At 53.8% G+C, this 18,590-nt stretch carries 10 protein-coding genes; 3 read left to right on the top strand and 7 right to left on the bottom strand.

Going from position 1 to position 18,590, the window contains the following annotated elements:
* Positions 1–109 precede the first annotated feature (109 nt).
* Positions 110–2,500 carry a glucose/quinate/shikimate family membrane-bound PQQ-dependent dehydrogenase gene (locus tag MNO13_RS12985; protein WP_241938836.1) on the bottom strand — a complete coding sequence of 797 codons (2,391 nt, stop codon included), beginning with the start codon at positions 2,498–2,500 and terminating at the stop codon, positions 110–112.
* A 214-nt stretch (positions 2,501–2,714) separates the two neighbouring features.
* Positions 2,715–5,012, bottom strand: coding sequence for an FdhF/YdeP family oxidoreductase (locus MNO13_RS12980; protein ID WP_241938835.1), 2,298 nt, complete (start codon positions 5,010–5,012; stop codon positions 2,715–2,717).
* Between the two features lie 246 nt (positions 5,013–5,258).
* On the opposite strand from MNO13_RS12980, the gene MNO13_RS12975 reads away from it, so the two are divergent.
* Complete coding sequence (locus MNO13_RS12975; protein WP_241938834.1) at positions 5,259–6,953, top strand: methyl-accepting chemotaxis protein; 1,695 nt, start codon at positions 5,259–5,261, stop codon at positions 6,951–6,953.
* 72 nt (positions 6,954–7,025) lie between these two features.
* Here the strand turns inward: MNO13_RS12975 and MNO13_RS12970 are convergent, their stop codons facing one another.
* From MNO13_RS12970 to MNO13_RS12960, 3 genes are all read right to left on the bottom strand, one after another.
* On the bottom strand, positions 7,026–8,750 hold the full coding sequence (locus MNO13_RS12970; RefSeq protein WP_241938833.1) for an ABC-F family ATP-binding cassette domain-containing protein: 1,725 nt from the start codon (positions 8,748–8,750) through the stop codon (positions 7,026–7,028).
* A 289-nt stretch (positions 8,751–9,039) separates the two neighbouring features.
* Complete coding sequence (locus MNO13_RS12965; protein WP_241938832.1) at positions 9,040–10,506, bottom strand: aldehyde dehydrogenase; 1,467 nt, start codon at positions 10,504–10,506, stop codon at positions 9,040–9,042.
* 83 nt (positions 10,507–10,589) lie between these two features.
* Positions 10,590–11,492: a LysR family transcriptional regulator gene (locus MNO13_RS12960; protein ID WP_241938831.1), complete on the bottom strand. Its 903-nt coding sequence runs from the start codon at positions 11,490–11,492 to the stop codon at positions 10,590–10,592.
* Positions 11,493–11,589: 97 nt separating this feature from the next.
* Between MNO13_RS12960 and MNO13_RS12955 the strand changes: the two genes are divergently transcribed.
* Both MNO13_RS12955 and MNO13_RS12950 read left to right on the top strand, forming a co-directional pair.
* A complete protein-coding gene (locus tag MNO13_RS12955; RefSeq protein ID WP_241938830.1) occupies positions 11,590–12,555 on the top strand; it encodes an NmrA/HSCARG family protein in 966 nt (321 codons plus the stop codon).
* 76 nt (positions 12,556–12,631) lie between these two features.
* Complete coding sequence (locus MNO13_RS12950) at positions 12,632–13,429, top strand: MBL fold metallo-hydrolase (RefSeq protein WP_241938829.1); 798 nt, start codon at positions 12,632–12,634, stop codon at positions 13,427–13,429.
* Between the two features lie 56 nt (positions 13,430–13,485).
* Here MNO13_RS12950 and MNO13_RS12945 read toward each other — a convergent pair whose 3' ends face one another.
* Both MNO13_RS12945 and MNO13_RS12940 read right to left on the bottom strand, forming a co-directional pair.
* Positions 13,486–15,618: a virulence factor SrfC family protein gene (locus MNO13_RS12945; protein ID WP_241938828.1), complete on the bottom strand. Its 2,133-nt coding sequence runs from the start codon at positions 15,616–15,618 to the stop codon at positions 13,486–13,488.
* Positions 15,615–18,587, bottom strand: coding sequence for a virulence factor SrfB (locus tag MNO13_RS12940; protein ID WP_241938827.1), 2,973 nt, complete (start codon positions 18,585–18,587; stop codon positions 15,615–15,617). The genes MNO13_RS12945 and MNO13_RS12940 overlap by 4 nt, the downstream gene beginning before the upstream one ends.
* Positions 18,588–18,590: the final 3 nt, after the last annotated feature.

The raw sequence follows: 18,590 nt of genomic DNA, 5'->3' as shown, positions 1-18,590 counted from the left end.
AACAGTTGTTGTAGGGGGGATAAGCGTTAGCGTCATCCACCATTTACGTCAATGCAGGCAATAAATGATGAAAAGCAAAACGGGTGCCAACTGCACCCGTTTTTTTGGCTTATTTTGCGTCTGGCAACGCGTAAGCAATAATGTAATCACCACGGTCTGGAGACTGACGTGCTCCGCCTGCGTTAATCACAATATATTGCTTGCCGGTCTTCGGTGACACATAGGTCATCGGGCCAGACTGGCTGCCTACTGGTAGGCGAGATTTCCAGATTTCCTTGCCGTTTGCGGTATCAAAGACGCGCAGATAGAAATCTTGCGTACCCGCAAAGAACAGCAGGCCAGACTGGGTGGAGAGCGATGCGCCCAGCGTTGGCATGCCGATGGGGATCGGCAGGTGCATACGAATGCCCAGCGGGCCGGTGTCCTGCACGGTACCCACCGGAACCTGCCAGACCACTTTCCCGGACTTCAGGTCAACGGCTGACATGGTACCAAACGGTGGTTTCTGGCACGGAATACCGAGCGGCGACAGGAAACGCTCGCGCATTGCGCCGAACGGCGTGCCGTCCATTGGTACAATACCCATCTCGATACCGCTGGCGTTTTTCGCCACATTGGCACGCGGCACCATATAGTTTGCCAGTCCCAGACGCATATCGTTGACGAACATCAGGCTGTTGTTCGGGTCAACAGAAACGCTTCCCCAGTTCATGCCACCCAGTGAACCTGGGAATTGCAGCGAACGATCCAGACCCGCCGGGGTGTAAACACCTTCGTGGCGCATCTCTTTAAATTCGATACGGCAAATCAACAGGTCGATTGGCGTAGCACCCCACATGTCCGACTCGTTCAGGGTTTGGTTGCCAATCATTGGCATCCCGACAGAGTACGGCTGGGTTTTTGAGTAGCGTTCACCTTCAACATTACCTTGTGGAACGGGACGTTCTTCCACTTTCGCCACCGGTTCACCTGTGGCGCGGTTAAGCATGAAAATCATGCCCTGTTTGGAGGTCTGCACAATCACCGGCGTGGTACTACCTTTGCCGTTTGGCAAGTCATACAACAGCGGTTGCGATGGCAGGTCGAAATCCCACAGGTCGTGGTGAGTGGTCTGATAATGCCAGCGCACCTGGCCCGTTGCGACGTCGACCGCCACAATAGAGGAGCTGTATTTGTCGTCTTGCGCAGTACGTGTGCCGCCGAAGAAATCCGGTGTTGCGTTACCGGTTGGCAGGTAAACCAGGCCGAGTTTTTCATCAAAAGACATGGCAGACCAGACGTTTGGCGTACCGCGTGTATAGGTCTGGCCTTCAGGCGGGACACCGGTAATCGCCGGATTCCCCGGGTCCCATGCCCATGCCAGTTTACCGCTGTGCACGTCATAAGCGCGCACCACACCAGGAGGTTCGCCAGTGGAGAAGTTATCTGCCACTCGGCCACCGACGATCACCACATTCCCTGCTACCAACGGTGTAGAGGTTTGCTGGTAATAGCCCGCTTTGACTTCACCCATGCCGGTTTTCAGGTCAACCGTACCGTGGTCACCAAAGTCTTCGCACAGTTTGCCGTTGTCGGCATTAATCGCAATCAGGCGTGCATCGGTGGTTGGCAAGAACAGGCGACGAGGGCAGGCCGCAGGTTGCGCAGGTTCTGCAACAGGGGTTGAGGCTTGTTGAGTGGTTTCCTCGAAATAGCCTAATCCACGGCAGCGTTGCCAGTTTGGCGCGGTTGCTTTGCTATCAAAGCGCCATTTTTCTTTACCTGAATCGACATCCAGCGCCAGCACTTTGCTGTACGGCGTGCAGACAAACAGCGTGTCGCCAACCTGCAATGGCGTGTTCTGATCTTCCGCGCCGGAACCGTTACTTTGTGGGATGTCGCCAGTGTGGGCAATCCACGCCACTTTCAGGTCGTTGACGTTGCCTTTGTTAATTTGATCAAGGGCAGCAAAACGGTCGCCGTGAGTGGTATTACCCCAATGTTTCCAGTCTTTTTGCGCATCCGCCGCAGTAACCGGTTTGACCGGCACGTCTTCATTGGCGGCAACTTGTACCTGTGGCACAAACATCCAGCCAGCACTCACCAGCATACACACGGCTAGCAGGGTGGCGATGCCATAAGCAGGTGCTTTTTTTACCGGAGCACGACTGTGTGCAGCACGTAAAATCGGCCACGCGATGGCGGCGAGGAATGCCAGCACCGCGAAGGTAAACAGGCGCGAGAATAACGGCCAAAAATCCATTCCCGCATCGCTAATTGCCCAAAAGATAGAGCAGATGAATGCCAGACCATAAAGCAGCAGGCCAGCAGTTTTCTTTTTCAAAATCAAAACAGCGGAGATAAGCATCACGATGCCCATCAGCAGGAAATAAAAAGTCCCGCCGAGTGCGACGAGATAAGCACCGCCGATACCAATAGCGAGGCCAATCAAAGCCATCAGCCCGCCGAGAACCCACAGCAGCCCTAATGCCAGGCCCCGCGGGGGAGTGTAACTTGCCATAACGTTCTCCTGTCGAAGTGTGTTCCATTCACTTCTTTATGATAAAAACCACATAACGAACCAAATGGTTAATTGTGCGGATATCATAATCTCACGTTATGATATTGCAAAGTTGTTAATGAGAAATCGCGCATTTATTGCGAATAGGTAATGAAGTGCGTTGAGGTGTCGGGTAACAGGGTGCTACCCGACAAGTGCTGAGGGGAAGGGAGAGTTAGGCGATACGCTGGCTTTCAACGGAAACGGTACGGCTGATTTTTACCGGTACAGATTTTGAAGTTGGCGTCCCAGTGCCGTCACCGATGCTGGTTAGTGGAACCAATGGGTTCGTTTCCGGGTAATAAGCCGCCAGATTGCCACGCGGAATATTGTACGGCACGATTTTGAAGCCGCTGACTTTGCGCGTAATACCATCGTTCCAGATAGTCTCAATATCCACTAAATCGCCGTCATGCAATTCCAGTTCGGCAAGATCTTCAGGATTAATAAATAAAACTTCGCGTTGGCCGTAAACGCCACGGTAGCGGTCGTCCAGCCCATAAATGGTGGTGTTGTACTGGTCATGCGAGCGCAAAGTCTGTAGCACAAACGGTGCGGTTAATTCGCCGAACAGGGACTCCGGCAGCGGGGCGGCGCTGAATTCCGCTTTGCGCGATGGCGTATTGAAACGCAACTGTGCCGCCGCATTGCCAAGATAGAAACCACCAGGGTTTTCGCACTGCTGGTTGAAGTCTTTAAAACCGGGAAGGGTGGCGGCGATGTGGTCGCGAATCAGATTGTAATCGTCTGACATAGCCAGCCAGTCGAGTTTTTCACATCCCAGAACGGCTGCGGCAATTCCGGCGACAATCGCCGTTTCTGAACGCTGAGTGTTGGCAATCGGTTTACCGATCCCTTCGGAGGCATGCACCATGCTGAACGAGTCTTCGACGGTGATAAACTGCCGTCCGCTGGCCTGCATATCCTCTTCGGTGCGCCCAAGCGTTGGCAGGATTAATGCCGCTTTACCTGGCACCAAATGGCTGCGGTTGAGTTTGGTGCTGATATGCACCGTCAGGCCGCAGCGCTGTAACGCTTCTTCAGTGCGCGGGCTGTCTGGTGCCGCAGCCGCGAGATTCCCGCCCAGCGCAATCAGCACTTTAACTTCATCTCGCAGCATAGCGGCAAGCGCTTCTACGGTATTGTGGCCGCGAGCGCGTGGCGGTTCAAAATCAAAATGCGCCGCCAGGCTGTCGAGTAACGCCGCCGAGGGTTTTTCATCGATGCCCATCGTGCGGTTACCTTGCACATTACTGTGGCCGCGCACCGGGCAAAGTCCGGCACCAGGTTTACCTAAGTGACCACCCAACAATTGCAGGTTAACGATTTCACGAACGGTATTCAGTGAATGTTTGTGCTGCGTAATCCCCATCGCCCAGGTGCAAATCACACGCTCAGCCTGCTGCCAGACGGCGGCGGCATCGCGAATTTGTTGTTCGCTCAAACCGGACTGCTGGGTAATGTGCGCCCAACTGGTGTTGTCGATTTCGGCAAACCAGCCATCCACACCGTGAGTGTGTTCAGCAATAAATTCCTGATCAAAAATTCCCGCTTCGCCTTGTGCCAGTTGCCCACGATGCACTTCCAGCAACGCTTTCGCCATACCGCGAATCGCCGCCATATCACCGCCCAAATTTGGCTGGTAATAATACGTGCTGATATTACCTGCCAGCGGCGTTACCACTTCTAACGGTTTTTGCGGATCGGCAAAACGCTCAAGTCCGCGTTCGCGCAGGGTATTAAAGGTGACGATTTGCGCGCCGTTCTCTGCAGCGTGGCGCAAACTGTGCAGCATGCGTGGGTGGTTGGTGCCAGGGTTTTGGCCAAACACGAAAATCGCATTGGCTTTATCAAAATCATTAAGATGAATGGTGCCTTTGCCGACGCCGATACTGCGCTTCAGGCCGCTGCCGCTGGCCTCGTGGCACATATTGGAGCAATCCGGGAAATTGTTGGTTCCGACCATGCGGCCAAAAAGTTGATACAGATAAGAGGCTTCATTGCTGGCGCGCCCTGAGGTATACAGCTCCATCTGGTCAGGATTATCCAGCGCTTTGATATGCTGAGCGATCAACGCCAGCGCGTCGTCCCAACTGATGGCTTCGTAATGGTCGGTCTGCGGGTTGTAGCGTAGCGGTTCAGTCAGTCGGCCTTGATATTCAAGGAAATAATCGCTTTGTTGATACAGTTTGCTGACGCTATGTTGGGCGAAAAACTCATGGTCGATAAAACGACGAGTCGCTTCCCATGTCACGGCTTTTGCGCCGTTTTCGCAGAAGCTAAAGGTACTTTTATTGTCATCACCCCATGCGCATCCCGGGCAATCAAAGCCTTTGGCTTTGTTCATGCGCATTAAATTACGCAGATTTTTTAAGGCATGTTTGCTGTCGATAACAAAGCGAGTGGTGGCTTCAAGCGAGCCCCAACCACCGGCTGCCGCATGATAGGGTTTTATTGCAGATTTAAATTTCATAATGCTTATTCGTGTCCTGAGGGCGACCGCACGCGGTGACGCCATTTACTGTTACATTGAGTTTACTCCTGTTTAACTTTTATGTAAGGCACACTTATTGCTGAAAAATACTGTGATCTGGTTAGCTTTTCGTCATTAAAGTGTTAACCACAGCACAAAACAACAACGCGATATTCAACCTTTTGTCTCTGCTGGCCGATGAACTTCCTGGAACAACAACCATTAACCAGAAGAGACACCCAGGACATGGCAAAAACAAAAATCTCCCCGCAAGGGGCCGTTCGTTTCTGGCATCACATTCGTCTGGTGCCGTTATTTACTTCCATATTGGTTGGCATCTTAATTCTGTTCGCGTTGTGCGTTGGGCTGGCGAGTTACTTTTTAGTGCAGAGTGACAAAGCACTGCAAGACGTGACTAACGAAATTCAGGTGCGCATCGGTCTGTCTGATAGCGCCACTGATTTGCGCAGTGCACGTTTAAATTTCATTCACGCGGGAGCGGCAGGGCGTGTGGCTGACATGGACGATATGAAGTCTAATATTGCTGAGGCCGACAGGTTGATTAAACAGGCACAGGCGAGTTTTGATATTTATATGGCGCGTGCTGACAAAGTTGAGGAAGGTGCTGCGCTGGATAGCCAACTGCGCGAGCGCTTCAACGAGTACCTGAGCAAAGGCATGGCACCGATGATGAAATACGCCAAAAACGGCATGTTTGAAGCCATTATCAACCATGAAAATGACCAAGCCCGTCAGCTTGATGCCGACTACAACAAGGTCCTGATGCAAGCGGCGCAAATCCGTACCGAACGCGCGATGGCGCTTAAAGAACAAGCTCAGGCCCGTTCTCATTTTAGTGTGATGCTGATGGCAGGAGCATTTGCGCTGGCTATCTTCATGACCGTTTTCACTTTCGTAGTGCTGCGTCGTGTGGTTGTCCAACCGCTGCAACAGGCGGCAACGCGCATCGAACATATCGCTCAGGGGGATTTAACCCTGGCGTCGGCCGCCTATGGTCGCAGTGAAATCGGCAAGCTCAATCAGAACCTACAGGAAATGCAGGCCTCACTGGTGAAAACTGTCGGTGAGGTGCGTTCTGGAGCGGAGGCGATTTATCAAGGTACCAGTGAGATTTCTGCCGGAAACACTGATTTATCGGCCCGTACTGAACAGCAAGTGGCGGCGCTGGAAGAGACTGCGGCTAGCATGGAGCAGTTAACGGCGACCGTGAAACAGAACGCGGATAACGCCCATCACGCCACCAAACTGGCTGAAGAAGCGTCGCACAAAGCCAGCGATGGCGGGCGCATTGTCTCGGGTGTGGTCAGCACCATGAACAACATCTCTACCAGTTCGAAGAAAATTTCCGAGATAACGGCGGTGATCAACAGCATTGCATTCCAGACCAATATTTTGGCGCTCAATGCGGCGGTAGAGGCGGCGCGTGCCGGTGAACAAGGGCGCGGTTTTGCGGTGGTCGCAACCGAAGTACGCACGCTGGCCCAACGCAGTGCACAAGCAGCCAAAGAAATTGAAGGGTTGATCAGTGAATCAGTGTCGTTGATTGATAGCGGTTCAAATCAGGTCGCACATGCCGGAGAAACCATGACCGGAATTGTCAGCGCAGTGCGTCGTGTCACCGATATCATGCAGGAGATCGCCGCGGCGTCTGACGAACAAAGCCGTGGCATCCAGCAAGTGGGTCTGGCGATCAACGAAATGGATAACGTCACGCAACAAAATGCTTCGTTGGTTGAAGAAGCATCGGCAGCGGCGGTGTCGCTGGAAGAACAAGCGGCGCGGTTAACCGCGGCGGTGGGGATTTTCCGTTTAAGCCATCAGCCAAATGGGGTGACAGCGAAGGCAGAAAAACCAAAAAAAGCCGCGCCAATATCGCGCACCAGCGTGGTGACTGATGACGATAATTGGGCGACCTTTTAGTTTGTGAACCCGTGGATGACGCTAACTACCCATGCCGCTTGTAGGTCGGATAAGCTTCGCGTCATCCTGCACTTACTCCATATCCAGCCGCACGCTAAGTGCGGCTATCTCGTGGCGCCATTGCTGTTGCAACGCGGGTTTCTGGTGGCCGGGCTTGCGCGCTAAATCCTGTGCAAGCTTCTCCTCCAGTTCCACTAAACGCTCCAGCCAGCCGTCGGCCTCTGTATGACTAATCACTGGCTGAACAGATTTGGATGGTGACAACGTCACGTCAAGGCTTTCACTGGTCAGTTGCGCATACAACCCCTCCAAAGAGTGCCACTCGCTCAGCTCGCCATTATCAATCAGCCAGAAGCGGTTACAGCTCTTAGCGATTAACGTGCGGTCATGCGTCACCAGTAACACGCCGCCTTCGTAACTTTGCAGTGTTTCTGCCAGCGCCTCTTTGCCTTCCATATCCAGGTGGTTGGTCGGTTCATCGAGCAACAGCAGCGAATAACGTGCCAGAGTCAGCCCGACAAATAACAGCCTGGAACGCTCGCCACCGCTTAACGTGCTGACCGTTTGCCCGTGGCGCAACCACGCAAAACCGGCACTGATCAACGCCATTTTGCGATCGCGCTCGGTTAACGGCGCAAACGGTTCGAGTGCTTCAAGCAACGTGTCGTCATCACGCAACTGGTGCAGCGTTTGGTCGTAATAGCCCATTTCAACGCGCGGGTGCAGACGAATCGCCTCGTCATTCAGCGGTTGCTGATATTGCTGCCACAGCAGGCGCAATAGCGACGATTTACCACAACCATTACGGCCAATTATTGCCACCCGATCACCACTTTTCAGGCGCTGCATTTGCAGGGTGAACAGTGGCGGGCAATCGGCTGCCGGGCTGACGGACAGGTTTTCCATCTCCAGCAAACGGTCAGCGGGTAACGCTTCACCTTTGAGTATCAGTTGCCACAAATTCGCGGCACTCAGTTCGGTCTGGCTGTCTTTTAACTTGTCGACGCGCTTTTCCATTTGCTTAGCTTTGCGGGCGAGGTCTTCGTTATCGTAAACCTTTCCCCAAATAGCGAGGCGTTTGGCACTGGCGGCAATGCGGTCGATCTCCTTTTGCTCAGCCTGGTGACGGTGGGCATCGGTTTTATCGCGCTCATCCAGCGCCTGGCGCGCCGCCGAACAGGGCAACTGGAAGAAACTGAGCGTGTGGTCACGCAAGATCCACGTGCCGTTGGTGACGCTATCCAACAGATGTTGATCGTGGGAAACCAGCACAAAGCTGCCATTCCAGCTGCGCAAGAACTGCTCCAGCCACAGCAAGGTCGGCAAATCAAGGTGGTTACTCGGTTCATCGAGCAGCAGCAGATCGGGTTCGGTGATCAACGCCCGCGCCAGCAATAAACGCGTATGTTGCCCACCGCTCAGTGTTCCGGCGGTGAGTTGCCACGCCGTTTCATCAAAGCCCATGCTGGCGAGAAGCGCTTGTGCCCGCCAGCCATCGGTATGGCGTTGTGCATCACTTAAACGCGCCATTACTGCATCAAGCAACGTAAGAGGGTGCAATTCCGCCGGTAAATGCTGTTCGACTCGCGCCAGCAGGCAGTGATGCGCACGCGTCACGCAGCCAGAATTGGGCAAAATCGTGCCATCGAGTAATTTCAGAAGGGTACTTTTACCGCAGCCGTTATGGCCGATTAAGCCCAGGCGGTCGCCTTTTTTCAGCGTAAAAGTGATGTCAGCCAGCAGTGGGCCGAAAGCGGTATCAAGGCTAAGAGATTGTGCGGTTAATAATGTGCTCATTGTTGCTTACTCAAGAGTCAGGCGATAAAACGCCTCGTCAGAATGACGATAACCCAGTAAGCCCGAGGGAAGATTTAGTGTTGGGTTGCTTCGCTCAAGCCGGATTATCGCAGTGCGATATCGATAACGCTTGAGCTATGACGATCGCCAAAAGTCTGCGAAATAAACAACATTTCACAAAACAGCATGGGATCCTCCTTATATTCAGTTAGTTGATGAGTGGTGAAATCCTGGCAGAAATAATCAATAAATGCCAGCGGGCCAGGCGCTGGCATACACTATTTGTGACTCAAAACGGTAGTGAGCGCGGCTGCATTTGCATCGTTATCCAGCGTAACTCAGTAAACTCTCTGACGCCCGCAAGCCCACCAAAGCGCCCGTAGCCTGAATCTTTGACGCCACCAAAGGGCATCTGCGCTTCATCGTGTACCGTTGGGCTATTGATATGGCAAATGCCACTCTGAATGCGGCAGGCAATATTCCATGCCCGCGCGGTATCACGGCTGAACACGGCGGCTGAAAGCCCAAGCTCATTATCATTGGCGATAGCCACCGCTTCCTCTTCGCTTTCAGCGCGGATCACCCCTTTAACTGGCCCGAAGGATTCTTCGTGGTAAATACGCATCTCCGGGGTGACAAAATCCAGCACTGTGGCGGGCATCAATGTTGAACTGGCTTTCCCGCCGACCACAATTTTGGCCCCTTTAGCCAGCGCGTCATCAATTAAATCATTGCAGCGCGAAACGGTCTGCACATCAACAACTGAACCCAAAACCGTCGGGCCAAGGCGAGGGTCGCTACACGGTAAACTGGCGGCTTTGGCCGCAAATTTCGCGACAAATTCATCGGCAACGCGCTCATCGACAATGATCCGCTCGGTCGACATACAAATTTGCCCGGAGTTGGCAAACGCGCCGAAAGCTGCACAGTTCACCGCAAGCTCGATATCGGCGTCGTGTAACACCAGTAACGGTGCTTTGCCGCCCAGTTCTAACACCACCGGTTTGAGATAGCGCGCGCAGGTTTGTGCAATGATCCGCCCGACATGCGTCGAACCGGTGAAATTCACTCTGCGCACCGCCGGATGGGCAATCATTGCCTCGACAATGCTGGCGGCATCCTGCGGCGCGTTAGTCACAAAGTTAACCACACCGGCAGGGAAACCCGCTTCACTGAGCGCTTCGATGATTAAACCGTGGGTAGCCGGGGAAATTTCAGAGCCTTTTAGCACCACGCAGTTGCCACATGCCAGCGGAGTCGCAATCGCACGGACACCAAGGATGACAGGCGCATTCCACGGCGCGATCCCCAGCACGACGCCTGCGGGTTGGCGGATGGCCATAGCTAAATTGCCTGGCACATCAGAGGGGATGACTTCGCCGTTAATTTGTGACGTGAGGGCGGCGGCTTCACGCAAAATCCCGGCACCTAAATGCACGTTAAATTCTGCCCATTGCGCTGTGGCACCGGTTTCTGCCGCCATGGCGGCGACAAACGCGGCTTGCTTTGCTTCCAGCGCATCAGCGGCTTTCAGAAGCAAAGCGCGGCGCTGATTCGGGCCAGTTTGTGACCAACTGACAAACGCCAGGTTTGCGGCTTCGACGGCGGCACGTGCATCGTGGGTTGTGGCGGCGGGTGCGATAGTGGCGACGTGTTCATCAAGCGGGTTACGGCGTTCAAACGTGGCCTGGTTTTGTGCTTCAACCGCTAATCCATTGATGAACATAGAAATAGACACAGGGGATGTTGGTTGCATAGGACACCTCTTTTGTTATTGAAATGTTAAGGTGTCATCGAGTGTAGACAGGTTCAGGCTGTTTTCCCAGTGGTTTACCCGGCTTATGAGTGGGAGAGCAATTCAGCAATTAACTCACGAACCCAGCGATGCCCGGCATGCCCGTGGCTGCGTTCGTGCCACACCAAATTGACATCAAATTGTTCCGCAAGCCACGGAAGTTCAATCACTGAGAGTAGTTCTGATTTCACCTGCAATAAGCGTCGCGGAACCAGCGCGACAAGGTCGCTGACGGAAACAATCTGAGGCACGAACAAAAATGTGGCCGCCGACATCACGACATTACGTTTGTGGCCGAATGTCGCCAGTGCGTCATCGATGGGCGTGGTAAAGCTGCCACCGCTGGGCGAAACAATCACATGCTCCAGTTGTACAAACTCTTCGATAGAGAGATTTTCTTTAAGAGCAGGGTGATCGCGTCGGCCAATTAGCACATACGTTTCGTCAAACAAATGGCTGCTTCTTAAATGCGATTTCGCTGCATCATGCGAGGCAATAGCGATATCAAGTTCACCGCTCGCCAGCTGTTGTTCAAACTGGGCAGGATTGTAGTGACGGGCCGCGATGCGCACGCCAGGGGCTTGTTGCCGCAAAGCCAGCACCAGCGGCATCACAATCGCCGCCTGCGTGTAGTCGGTGCAGGCGATATTAACGGTCAGTTCTGCTCGTTGCGGGTAAAAATCTTTGTGGGATTGCAGCGTTTGCCGCAATTTTTCAAGAGACTCGTGTACCGGAATAATTAATTCCAGCGCCTTGGCTGTTGGCGTCATTCCGCGTCTTGCTGGGATCAGCAGTGGATCATCAAACATATCCCGCAGGCGGTTGAGTTGGGCGCTCACGGCGGGCTGGCTGAGATGAAGCCTTGCTGCTGCTTTCGTTACATTCTGTTCCGCAAGCAAGGCTTCGAGCGTAAGCAGCAGGTTTAAATCAAGACGTGTGGTATCCATTGGGTGGATTCCTTAATAAAAAACAATCGATTTCTCTTATCCCTGAAATCTCCTGATAATTCAAGCCACACACATATGAATCATCAGGAGAAAGACCATGTCATCGAATCAAAAACCCGTTATCACTGTAGTTGGCGCACTCAGCAAACAAGGGCGCAGCGTAGTACGGACACTACTGGAAAGTCAGCGTTACCAGGTGCGGGCATTAACCCGCCGCATGGATTCCCCGCAAGCACAGGAGTTGGCAAAACTGGGTGTGGAGTTTATCAATGTGCCGCTGGAGCCTGGTCATAAACAGGATTTTATTCAGGCTTTTAAGGGCGCACACGGCGTATTTATGATGACACCGGGTATTACACCAGAAGCGGTTAACGCATCGACACATGAAACGGAATTAGGCAAAGAAATTGCCGATGCTGCCGTGGAAGCGGGCGTACAGCATCTTGTCTTCACCAGCCTGGAAAATGTCGACCGTATTACCGACGGGGCGAAATGGGTGCCACACTTTACCGACAAGGGGCGCATTGAGGACTATATCCGCACGCTGCCCATTTCCAGCTCTTTTATTATGATGGCGTTTTTCTATACCAATTTGCTTGAGTATTACCAGCCGCGCTTTGAGGGCGATACTTTAGTTTTCCCCATCTATTTACCCGAAGATTTTCACGCCCCGTTTGTGGACCCTTTAACTGCAACTGGCCCAGCGGTGCTGGAGATTTTTGATAATCAGAATAAATACACAGGCTGCGCTTTACCGGTTGTTGGCGAATTTCTTTCACCAACAGAGATTGTTGAAACCTTTAGCCGTGTGACCGGGATAAAAGCCGCTTATCGCCCGGCGATGACGCGTGACGAAATGCTGCAATATTTCCCATCATTTGCTGATATGGGCGGGTTAGTTGCTGAGCTGGTCGGGATGTCTGACTACGCCGTTGAATATGGTTACTACAGTAAAGAGCGTGATGTGCAATGGAGTCGCCAGGTTAATCCAAACGCATTAACCTGGGAGCAATTTTTGCAAACCACGGGTTGGCAGGGGCAAGGGCATTCTTTCGGGCTTTGAGTCGCCTGTCACTGCGCCATTCAGAATAATCCCGCAAACTAAGAGGAAATGGATTTCCTCTCAGGCAAGAGCAAACATGGCATTAACGATCAGGGTATTACTGGAAAACCGGCGTGCTGACGGCGCAGATGAATTGTTGCGGGCTAAGGCAGGATTGAGTTTGTTGGTGGCGGATGAAACCACCAGCGTTTTATTCGATACCGGCCCTGATAGTAGCTTCGTGCATAACGCAGAAATGTTGGGTGTCGATCTGACAAGCTTAACCGCGACGGTACTTTCCCATGGTCATTATGATCATTGTGGCGGTGTGCCCTGGCTACCCGATAACAGCCGCATAATTTGCCATCCACAGATAGTCAGTGAGCGTTACGCGGTAGTGACGCTGGCGGGTGTTAGCCGAAAAATTAAGAAATTATCGCTGGATATTGATTACTCCCGCCACCGCATGGAGTACAGCCGCACGCCTGTACAGATTAGCGATCGTTTCTTATGGTCGGGAGAGATCCCTGTTGATGAACCCCGAGCATACGGGATGATTAGTGGTAACCCTGCGGCTGCGGATTACGTTATTGACGAGGGCGTTCTGATATATAAATCCGAGCATGGATTGGTGATTATCACCGGTTGCGGGCACCGGGGGATTATCAATATCGTGCGCCATTGCCAGGATATTACGGGCATCAGGAAGGTCTATGCGCTGATTGGCGGGTTCCATTTGCGCAGTGCACCACCGTGGGAATTGTTGCGGGTCAGACGTTTTCTCCATCAACAACAAATAAACAAAGTCCTGGGGTGCCATTGTACCGGTGCATGGGGGCGATGGTGGTTGCCGGAGGTTATTGCTCCGGCGACGGGAGATATTTTTACTTTGTAATTTCCGGGGGATTGTCGGATGTCGCTAACGCTAATCCGACCTGGGGTTTTGACTCACTAAATCAATAACTCCCGCAACTGCTGGCGTTGTTGCTCGCTCACATCCAGCGGATGGCGATAACCGATGTTTTCCAGCGCGCGGGTGTACAGCGCCACCAGCCAGTCGTAAACATACAGCGTATTGCCGCGAGCAGGTTGGTCGCCCAAACGCACCAGGCGGGTGCTGGCGGTTGCCTGGGCTTGCGGGGTAAACACGGGTGAACCTTTGTTGACGCGGCTTGCCGGGCGTAATGCTGGTTCAATATGCGCGTAGCCTAACCAACTGACAAAATCGCCCAACACCGCGCTTACACAGGTGATTTCCTGCGCCATGCTGCCATCGCCATGGCGCAACGCTGTGTCGAGTTGTTCCGATAGTTTCAGGCGATAACTGGCGATGATCAGCAACTGGCACAAGGCCTGAAGCTGAGTGTTATCCAGCCCGCAAAGCTCGGCAATTTCCCGGCGCGCCGCCAACTGGCGCAGATGGTTAATCCACAACAGATGCACCACGCTTGCGAAGCTGTCGATGCCCGCTGTTTGTGGGCTATGGCTCTCTTCGTCGGCGAACAGGTCGATATCCAGGCTAAAACCAGCGGGTTGTTGTTTGCGCAATTGCTGATGACTCAACCAGCTTTGTTGCAGCACATGGCGTTCTGGCAGCAGGCTGGCGAGCAGTTCACCATGGCTGGCAGCGCGAGTCTGTAGTGTCCGCACCAGATCTTCTGCCTGCGAACGTGCGCGCTCCGGCGTGAGGTTTTCGCCGTCGAGAAGATGAGCGAACAGGGCGCTGATTTCTGTGTTCAGCGCGGCCTGTAACATTTCAATGCGCAGCGTTCGTTGCGCGGGAACCAGTGCGTCCGTCAACCATCCCAGCAAACGGTGCATATTCCGGCTGTCCAGCGCTTGCAGCGTACCCCAGCGTTTGCCCGGCAGGCCGATAATACGCTGCACGCCTTCATCCAGATTTGCGCCGCTAAAACGGGCATCTCGCGGGGTAATCGCCCAAATTAAACCTGGCGTGGTGGCGTTGCTGGCCTGGGTTTTATCTACCCAACGAGCCAGCATTTTACCTGCGGCGTTCACTTCGCTGCGCTCTGATGCCGCATTGCACACCACTAATTTATCGGGTTGCAGATATTGTGCGTAATCGTCGAGTTGCAGCAGGGGAATATCCACCACATCGACGTGTGGCAACTGGGGTAAATGGTTAAGCGTCAGCGTGATTTCGGCACACAGTTGCTGCAAATCAAGCAGTGAAAGACTCACTTGCGTAGCGATTTCCTGATTGAACAGCGGGCAGACCAGCACGTCGGCATTGATTTCCACCACGTCTGGTGTGGCCGGAAACAGAAAACCTTCCACGGGAAGTAAAAAGGTATCCACCAGCAAATTGGCAGGCGCCAGCACCTGGCGGGCATAACCCAAATGATTCAGCATCTCGGCAAGATGTTGCCACTGCGCGGTGCTGGTGGCGTTGTCCCCCCATAGCGGAGCCAGCAGCGCGGCCTGATCGGCACTGCTCAGCCACGGCATCAGCTCAGCCATTTGCTGCCACAGCGCGCTGCCCAGATGATACTGGCGACGCACCACTTGATGATAAGCCTGCGCAATATCAGACAGTTGCAACTGGGTTATCGCTGGGTTAGGTTGCACCAGGCGCTTAGTCTGCAATTCCCGAAGTCTTGCGGCGATCGCCTCAGGTTGCGCAAAACGGGCAGCTGACGTGGCGTGATACTGGCGAATCAGGCGTTGAGCCAGTTCGCTTGCATTACACAGCGTCAGCAGCAGCGGGTAATGTTCCGCAACCGGTAATTCGCGACGGGTAAAGCGCACCGCCACACTCGCGGCATGGCCAGGGTTAATGTGCGTCAGGTAATCCAGCACTTTGCCGCCAAGCAAAATCTCAATGCGCTGGAAGTTATCGCCCAATAACGTGGTCAGCAGATGGTGTTTGCCGTCTACCGAGTGGCCATATAAACCCAAAGTTAGTGGCTGCTCCGCCTGCAAGTCCATCTGAATCTGGCGTTGCTGAAGGGCGGCCATGTTATGTAGTAGCCCATCGGCTTCGTTATCAATGAACGGAACCGACAGACGAGCCTGCTGTAGCCAATCCACTAATTGTTGCAGCGTTGAGGTTTTTGAAGTCATTTTTGGTACACGCTCCCGCTGTCAATCCAGTAATGGCTGGCACCGCTGTAGCTTCCTGCCAGAGTATTCAATTTAAAACTTAATTGGTTGAGCGGCACTTTGCTGCCGTCCTGCAACCAGGCTTCCGCCAGCACAAAAGCGTCGGCTTCGCGCGTTTGTTGCAAGCGCACGTTTAATACGCCTTCTCCGGCAATGGCTTTGGCTAGTTGCGGCGAGTTGATTGCCAAAGTGTAGAGCGGCGTGGCAGGCCAGCGCGCATCGTCAAGCTGGCGGAACCCCAGGCAGGCGTTACCGCGCAGTGGGAAATGCAGGCGGGTATCCAGTGTGGATTTGGGATCGTCGAGATCGATATCGCGATACCAGACATTTTTCTCGACCAGTGTGTTGTTGCCATCCAGCATCCCCAGGTAACGCACTGTGGAATAAGCCTGAATGTCGGACGCTTTAAAGTTAAAGCCAGGCAAACGTAAATCCATCGCCAGGCTGCACAACATGGCCCCTACGGCCGCGGTGGATTTCGGGTTGCCGATGCGGCCTTGCTGGCTAAACGGATACCATTCATGAGTCTGATAGTTATCCAGCCAGACGATACGGTTGACCGGCACCGGCTGCTGGTAGCGTAACAGCGCCTGCACGCCCGGCAAGCAGCCTGGTCGGCCAGTGACCAACAACACATCGCAACAGTAATGGCTGATGACTTCACACAACGCTTGCAGCGGGGTGGTCAGCGTAAACTGGCCTGCCAGCATCGCTTCTTGTAACTGGGCCAACTCAACATGTAGCGGTACGCTAAACAAATCAAACGCTGGGGCATCGGCGGGCAGGGCGTGTTGGACCGCCTGCTGAACATAGTTAATCACGTTATCGGTTGGGCGTTGGGTTAGCAGTTCACCAAACGTCGCTTCCAGCATGGCGTGGCTGTCATCCGGGTCGCTATTTTCCCAGCACGACAACACGGCATGGCCAAGCGGGATAAACAGTTGCAGCGCCGTTTGTTGGCGCAGCGTGCCACGCGTATCCATCCGTCCGGATTCGCCAAACAGCGTAGTCATTAATCCTGCGGTATCTGCCACACCCGCCTGATGAATTTGTGTCTGAAGTGCGGGCAATACGCAACGCTGGATAACATCCAGCAGAATGTCGTCTCCCGCCACTTTGAACCCTTCACGGAACAGTAAACGTGGCGTGATTTTGACGTTGCTGCCGACACCTTCATCCAGATGATATTGGGTGATCGCCATGTCCGTGGTGCCGCCACCAATATCAATTGAGGCGACACGAAGCGTTTTACCTGGTAGCTCATCGGCGGCTAATTTGCGGTCTGGGCGCGCCAGGCTTTGGAAGAAGTTCCCGCTTTGCCCCGCATAGTTGACCAGCGCTTCGTTATACAACCACACCAGTTGCCCGCAGGTGGCTTCGTCCCATTCCATCTGCACATCAGGAACCGGAACCACACTTTTCTGGAAATCACGATCGTTGCTGAAACCGTCATCCGTCGGGTGCCATTCCATTGCTTTCCACACCAGCCCAACCGCTTCCTGCATCCGCTGGCGGAAGATTTCACGCTCTTGTTTCGGCATCGCCGACGGCAGAGTGAGGATCAGATGGCGCAACTGCCGTGGCGCATTCAGGTGGCCCATGCTTTGGCGCGAGCCGACGCTGTTGATTTGCATCAGCGCCTGCGCCAGTAATTCACACAGCATTAAGGTCATCAACGAACTGCGGCTGTATTGCGGCGAGAACACTGGCAGGCGGTCTTCTAACGGTAATGAATAGAGCGGTTGCCCGTCGTCGTTCATCAGGTTCATTAACGGGAAAGCGGTGGCCAGCGGTTCGCGCTGCGTTTTCACGCCCATCTGGCTAAAGCGCCAGTCCTGGTTGGCCGGTGTTTCATCCCACAAATAGCGGCGTGGGCTGGAAATACCACTGGCACCTTCGGTTCCTAAACGGGCAGATGCCATGCTGCGTGCTTCATCACCGACGCGGGCAATCGATGGCCAGACAAATGCGTCATCGCGACCACTTTCTACCGAGCAATGTTGTTTGCCGAATTTGGCTTCTGAGAACTCAAGGCGGCTGGTGAACATCGCTTCATTGATGGTTTGCGGTTCGCTGAGCGAACGAATTTGCAGCTCGGCGGTCTGGCGCAGGCCATCGTTCGCTTCGCCGTGGTCTTCAATCAACACGCCGCAAGTGTGAGTGTTACCAACGTCCAACACCAGATCGACCGGAATGGCAGGCGCTTGCAGCGTGGCGGTGACAATTTTCACTTCCGGCACCGCCAGTTGTGCACCAAGCATCTCAATAATATTGAGGTAGTGTGCCTGATACTCGAAGGTTTTCAGCGCATGGCTGAGTTCACGCTCGCTGCGTGACTCGTGGCGCGTAACAAATTGCGTGAACACTTCGCGTAACCAGCCATCAACCCAGGTCTGGTCAATAAAATCGTTAATTTCTTCGTTTTGCCAGGCCAGCGCAAAGCGTGCGCCGTTACGCACATCATTTTGCGTGGGAGCCAGATGTGCGGCTGGGTTGTCGTCAGCCAGAATTTTGGTGTCCAGCGCGAGGGTAATACGCACGGTGTTGCCTGCGGAGTCCGGTGTTTCAAGGCTGCGAATTTGCACCCGCGCCCAGTTATCCGGGCCGCCCACAAAGGTGCGCGGCGGGTTAAAACGCAGGAACGGCAGCGGCAGCCAGGTTTTATCCAGCAGTTTTAGCGAGTGACCCAGCGTGATGATGCTTTCAGGTTTGACGACTTCGGGAGCGGCTCCCTGAGTGCCGGGCAGGGTGAACTTACCAGGCACGACATCGTAATCAAGGCGCAGCAGTGGGCCATTTGCCGTTTTACGCACAAAGCGCCCGGTGTGCGGGGCGTTTGGCTGCGGCGCCAGGCCGAAATCCAGAAACTGAATGCCGCTGTCTTTAATGAGCGTCACGCTCGGTTTATAGGGATACAGGGTGGCAAGCATGGC

This window comes from Buttiauxella ferragutiae (genome assembly GCF_022637515.1).
In the GTDB taxonomy this organism is placed as follows: Bacteria; Pseudomonadota; Gammaproteobacteria; order Enterobacterales; family Enterobacteriaceae; genus Buttiauxella; species Buttiauxella ferragutiae.
This window is presented reverse-complemented; position numbering and strand designations above follow the sequence as displayed.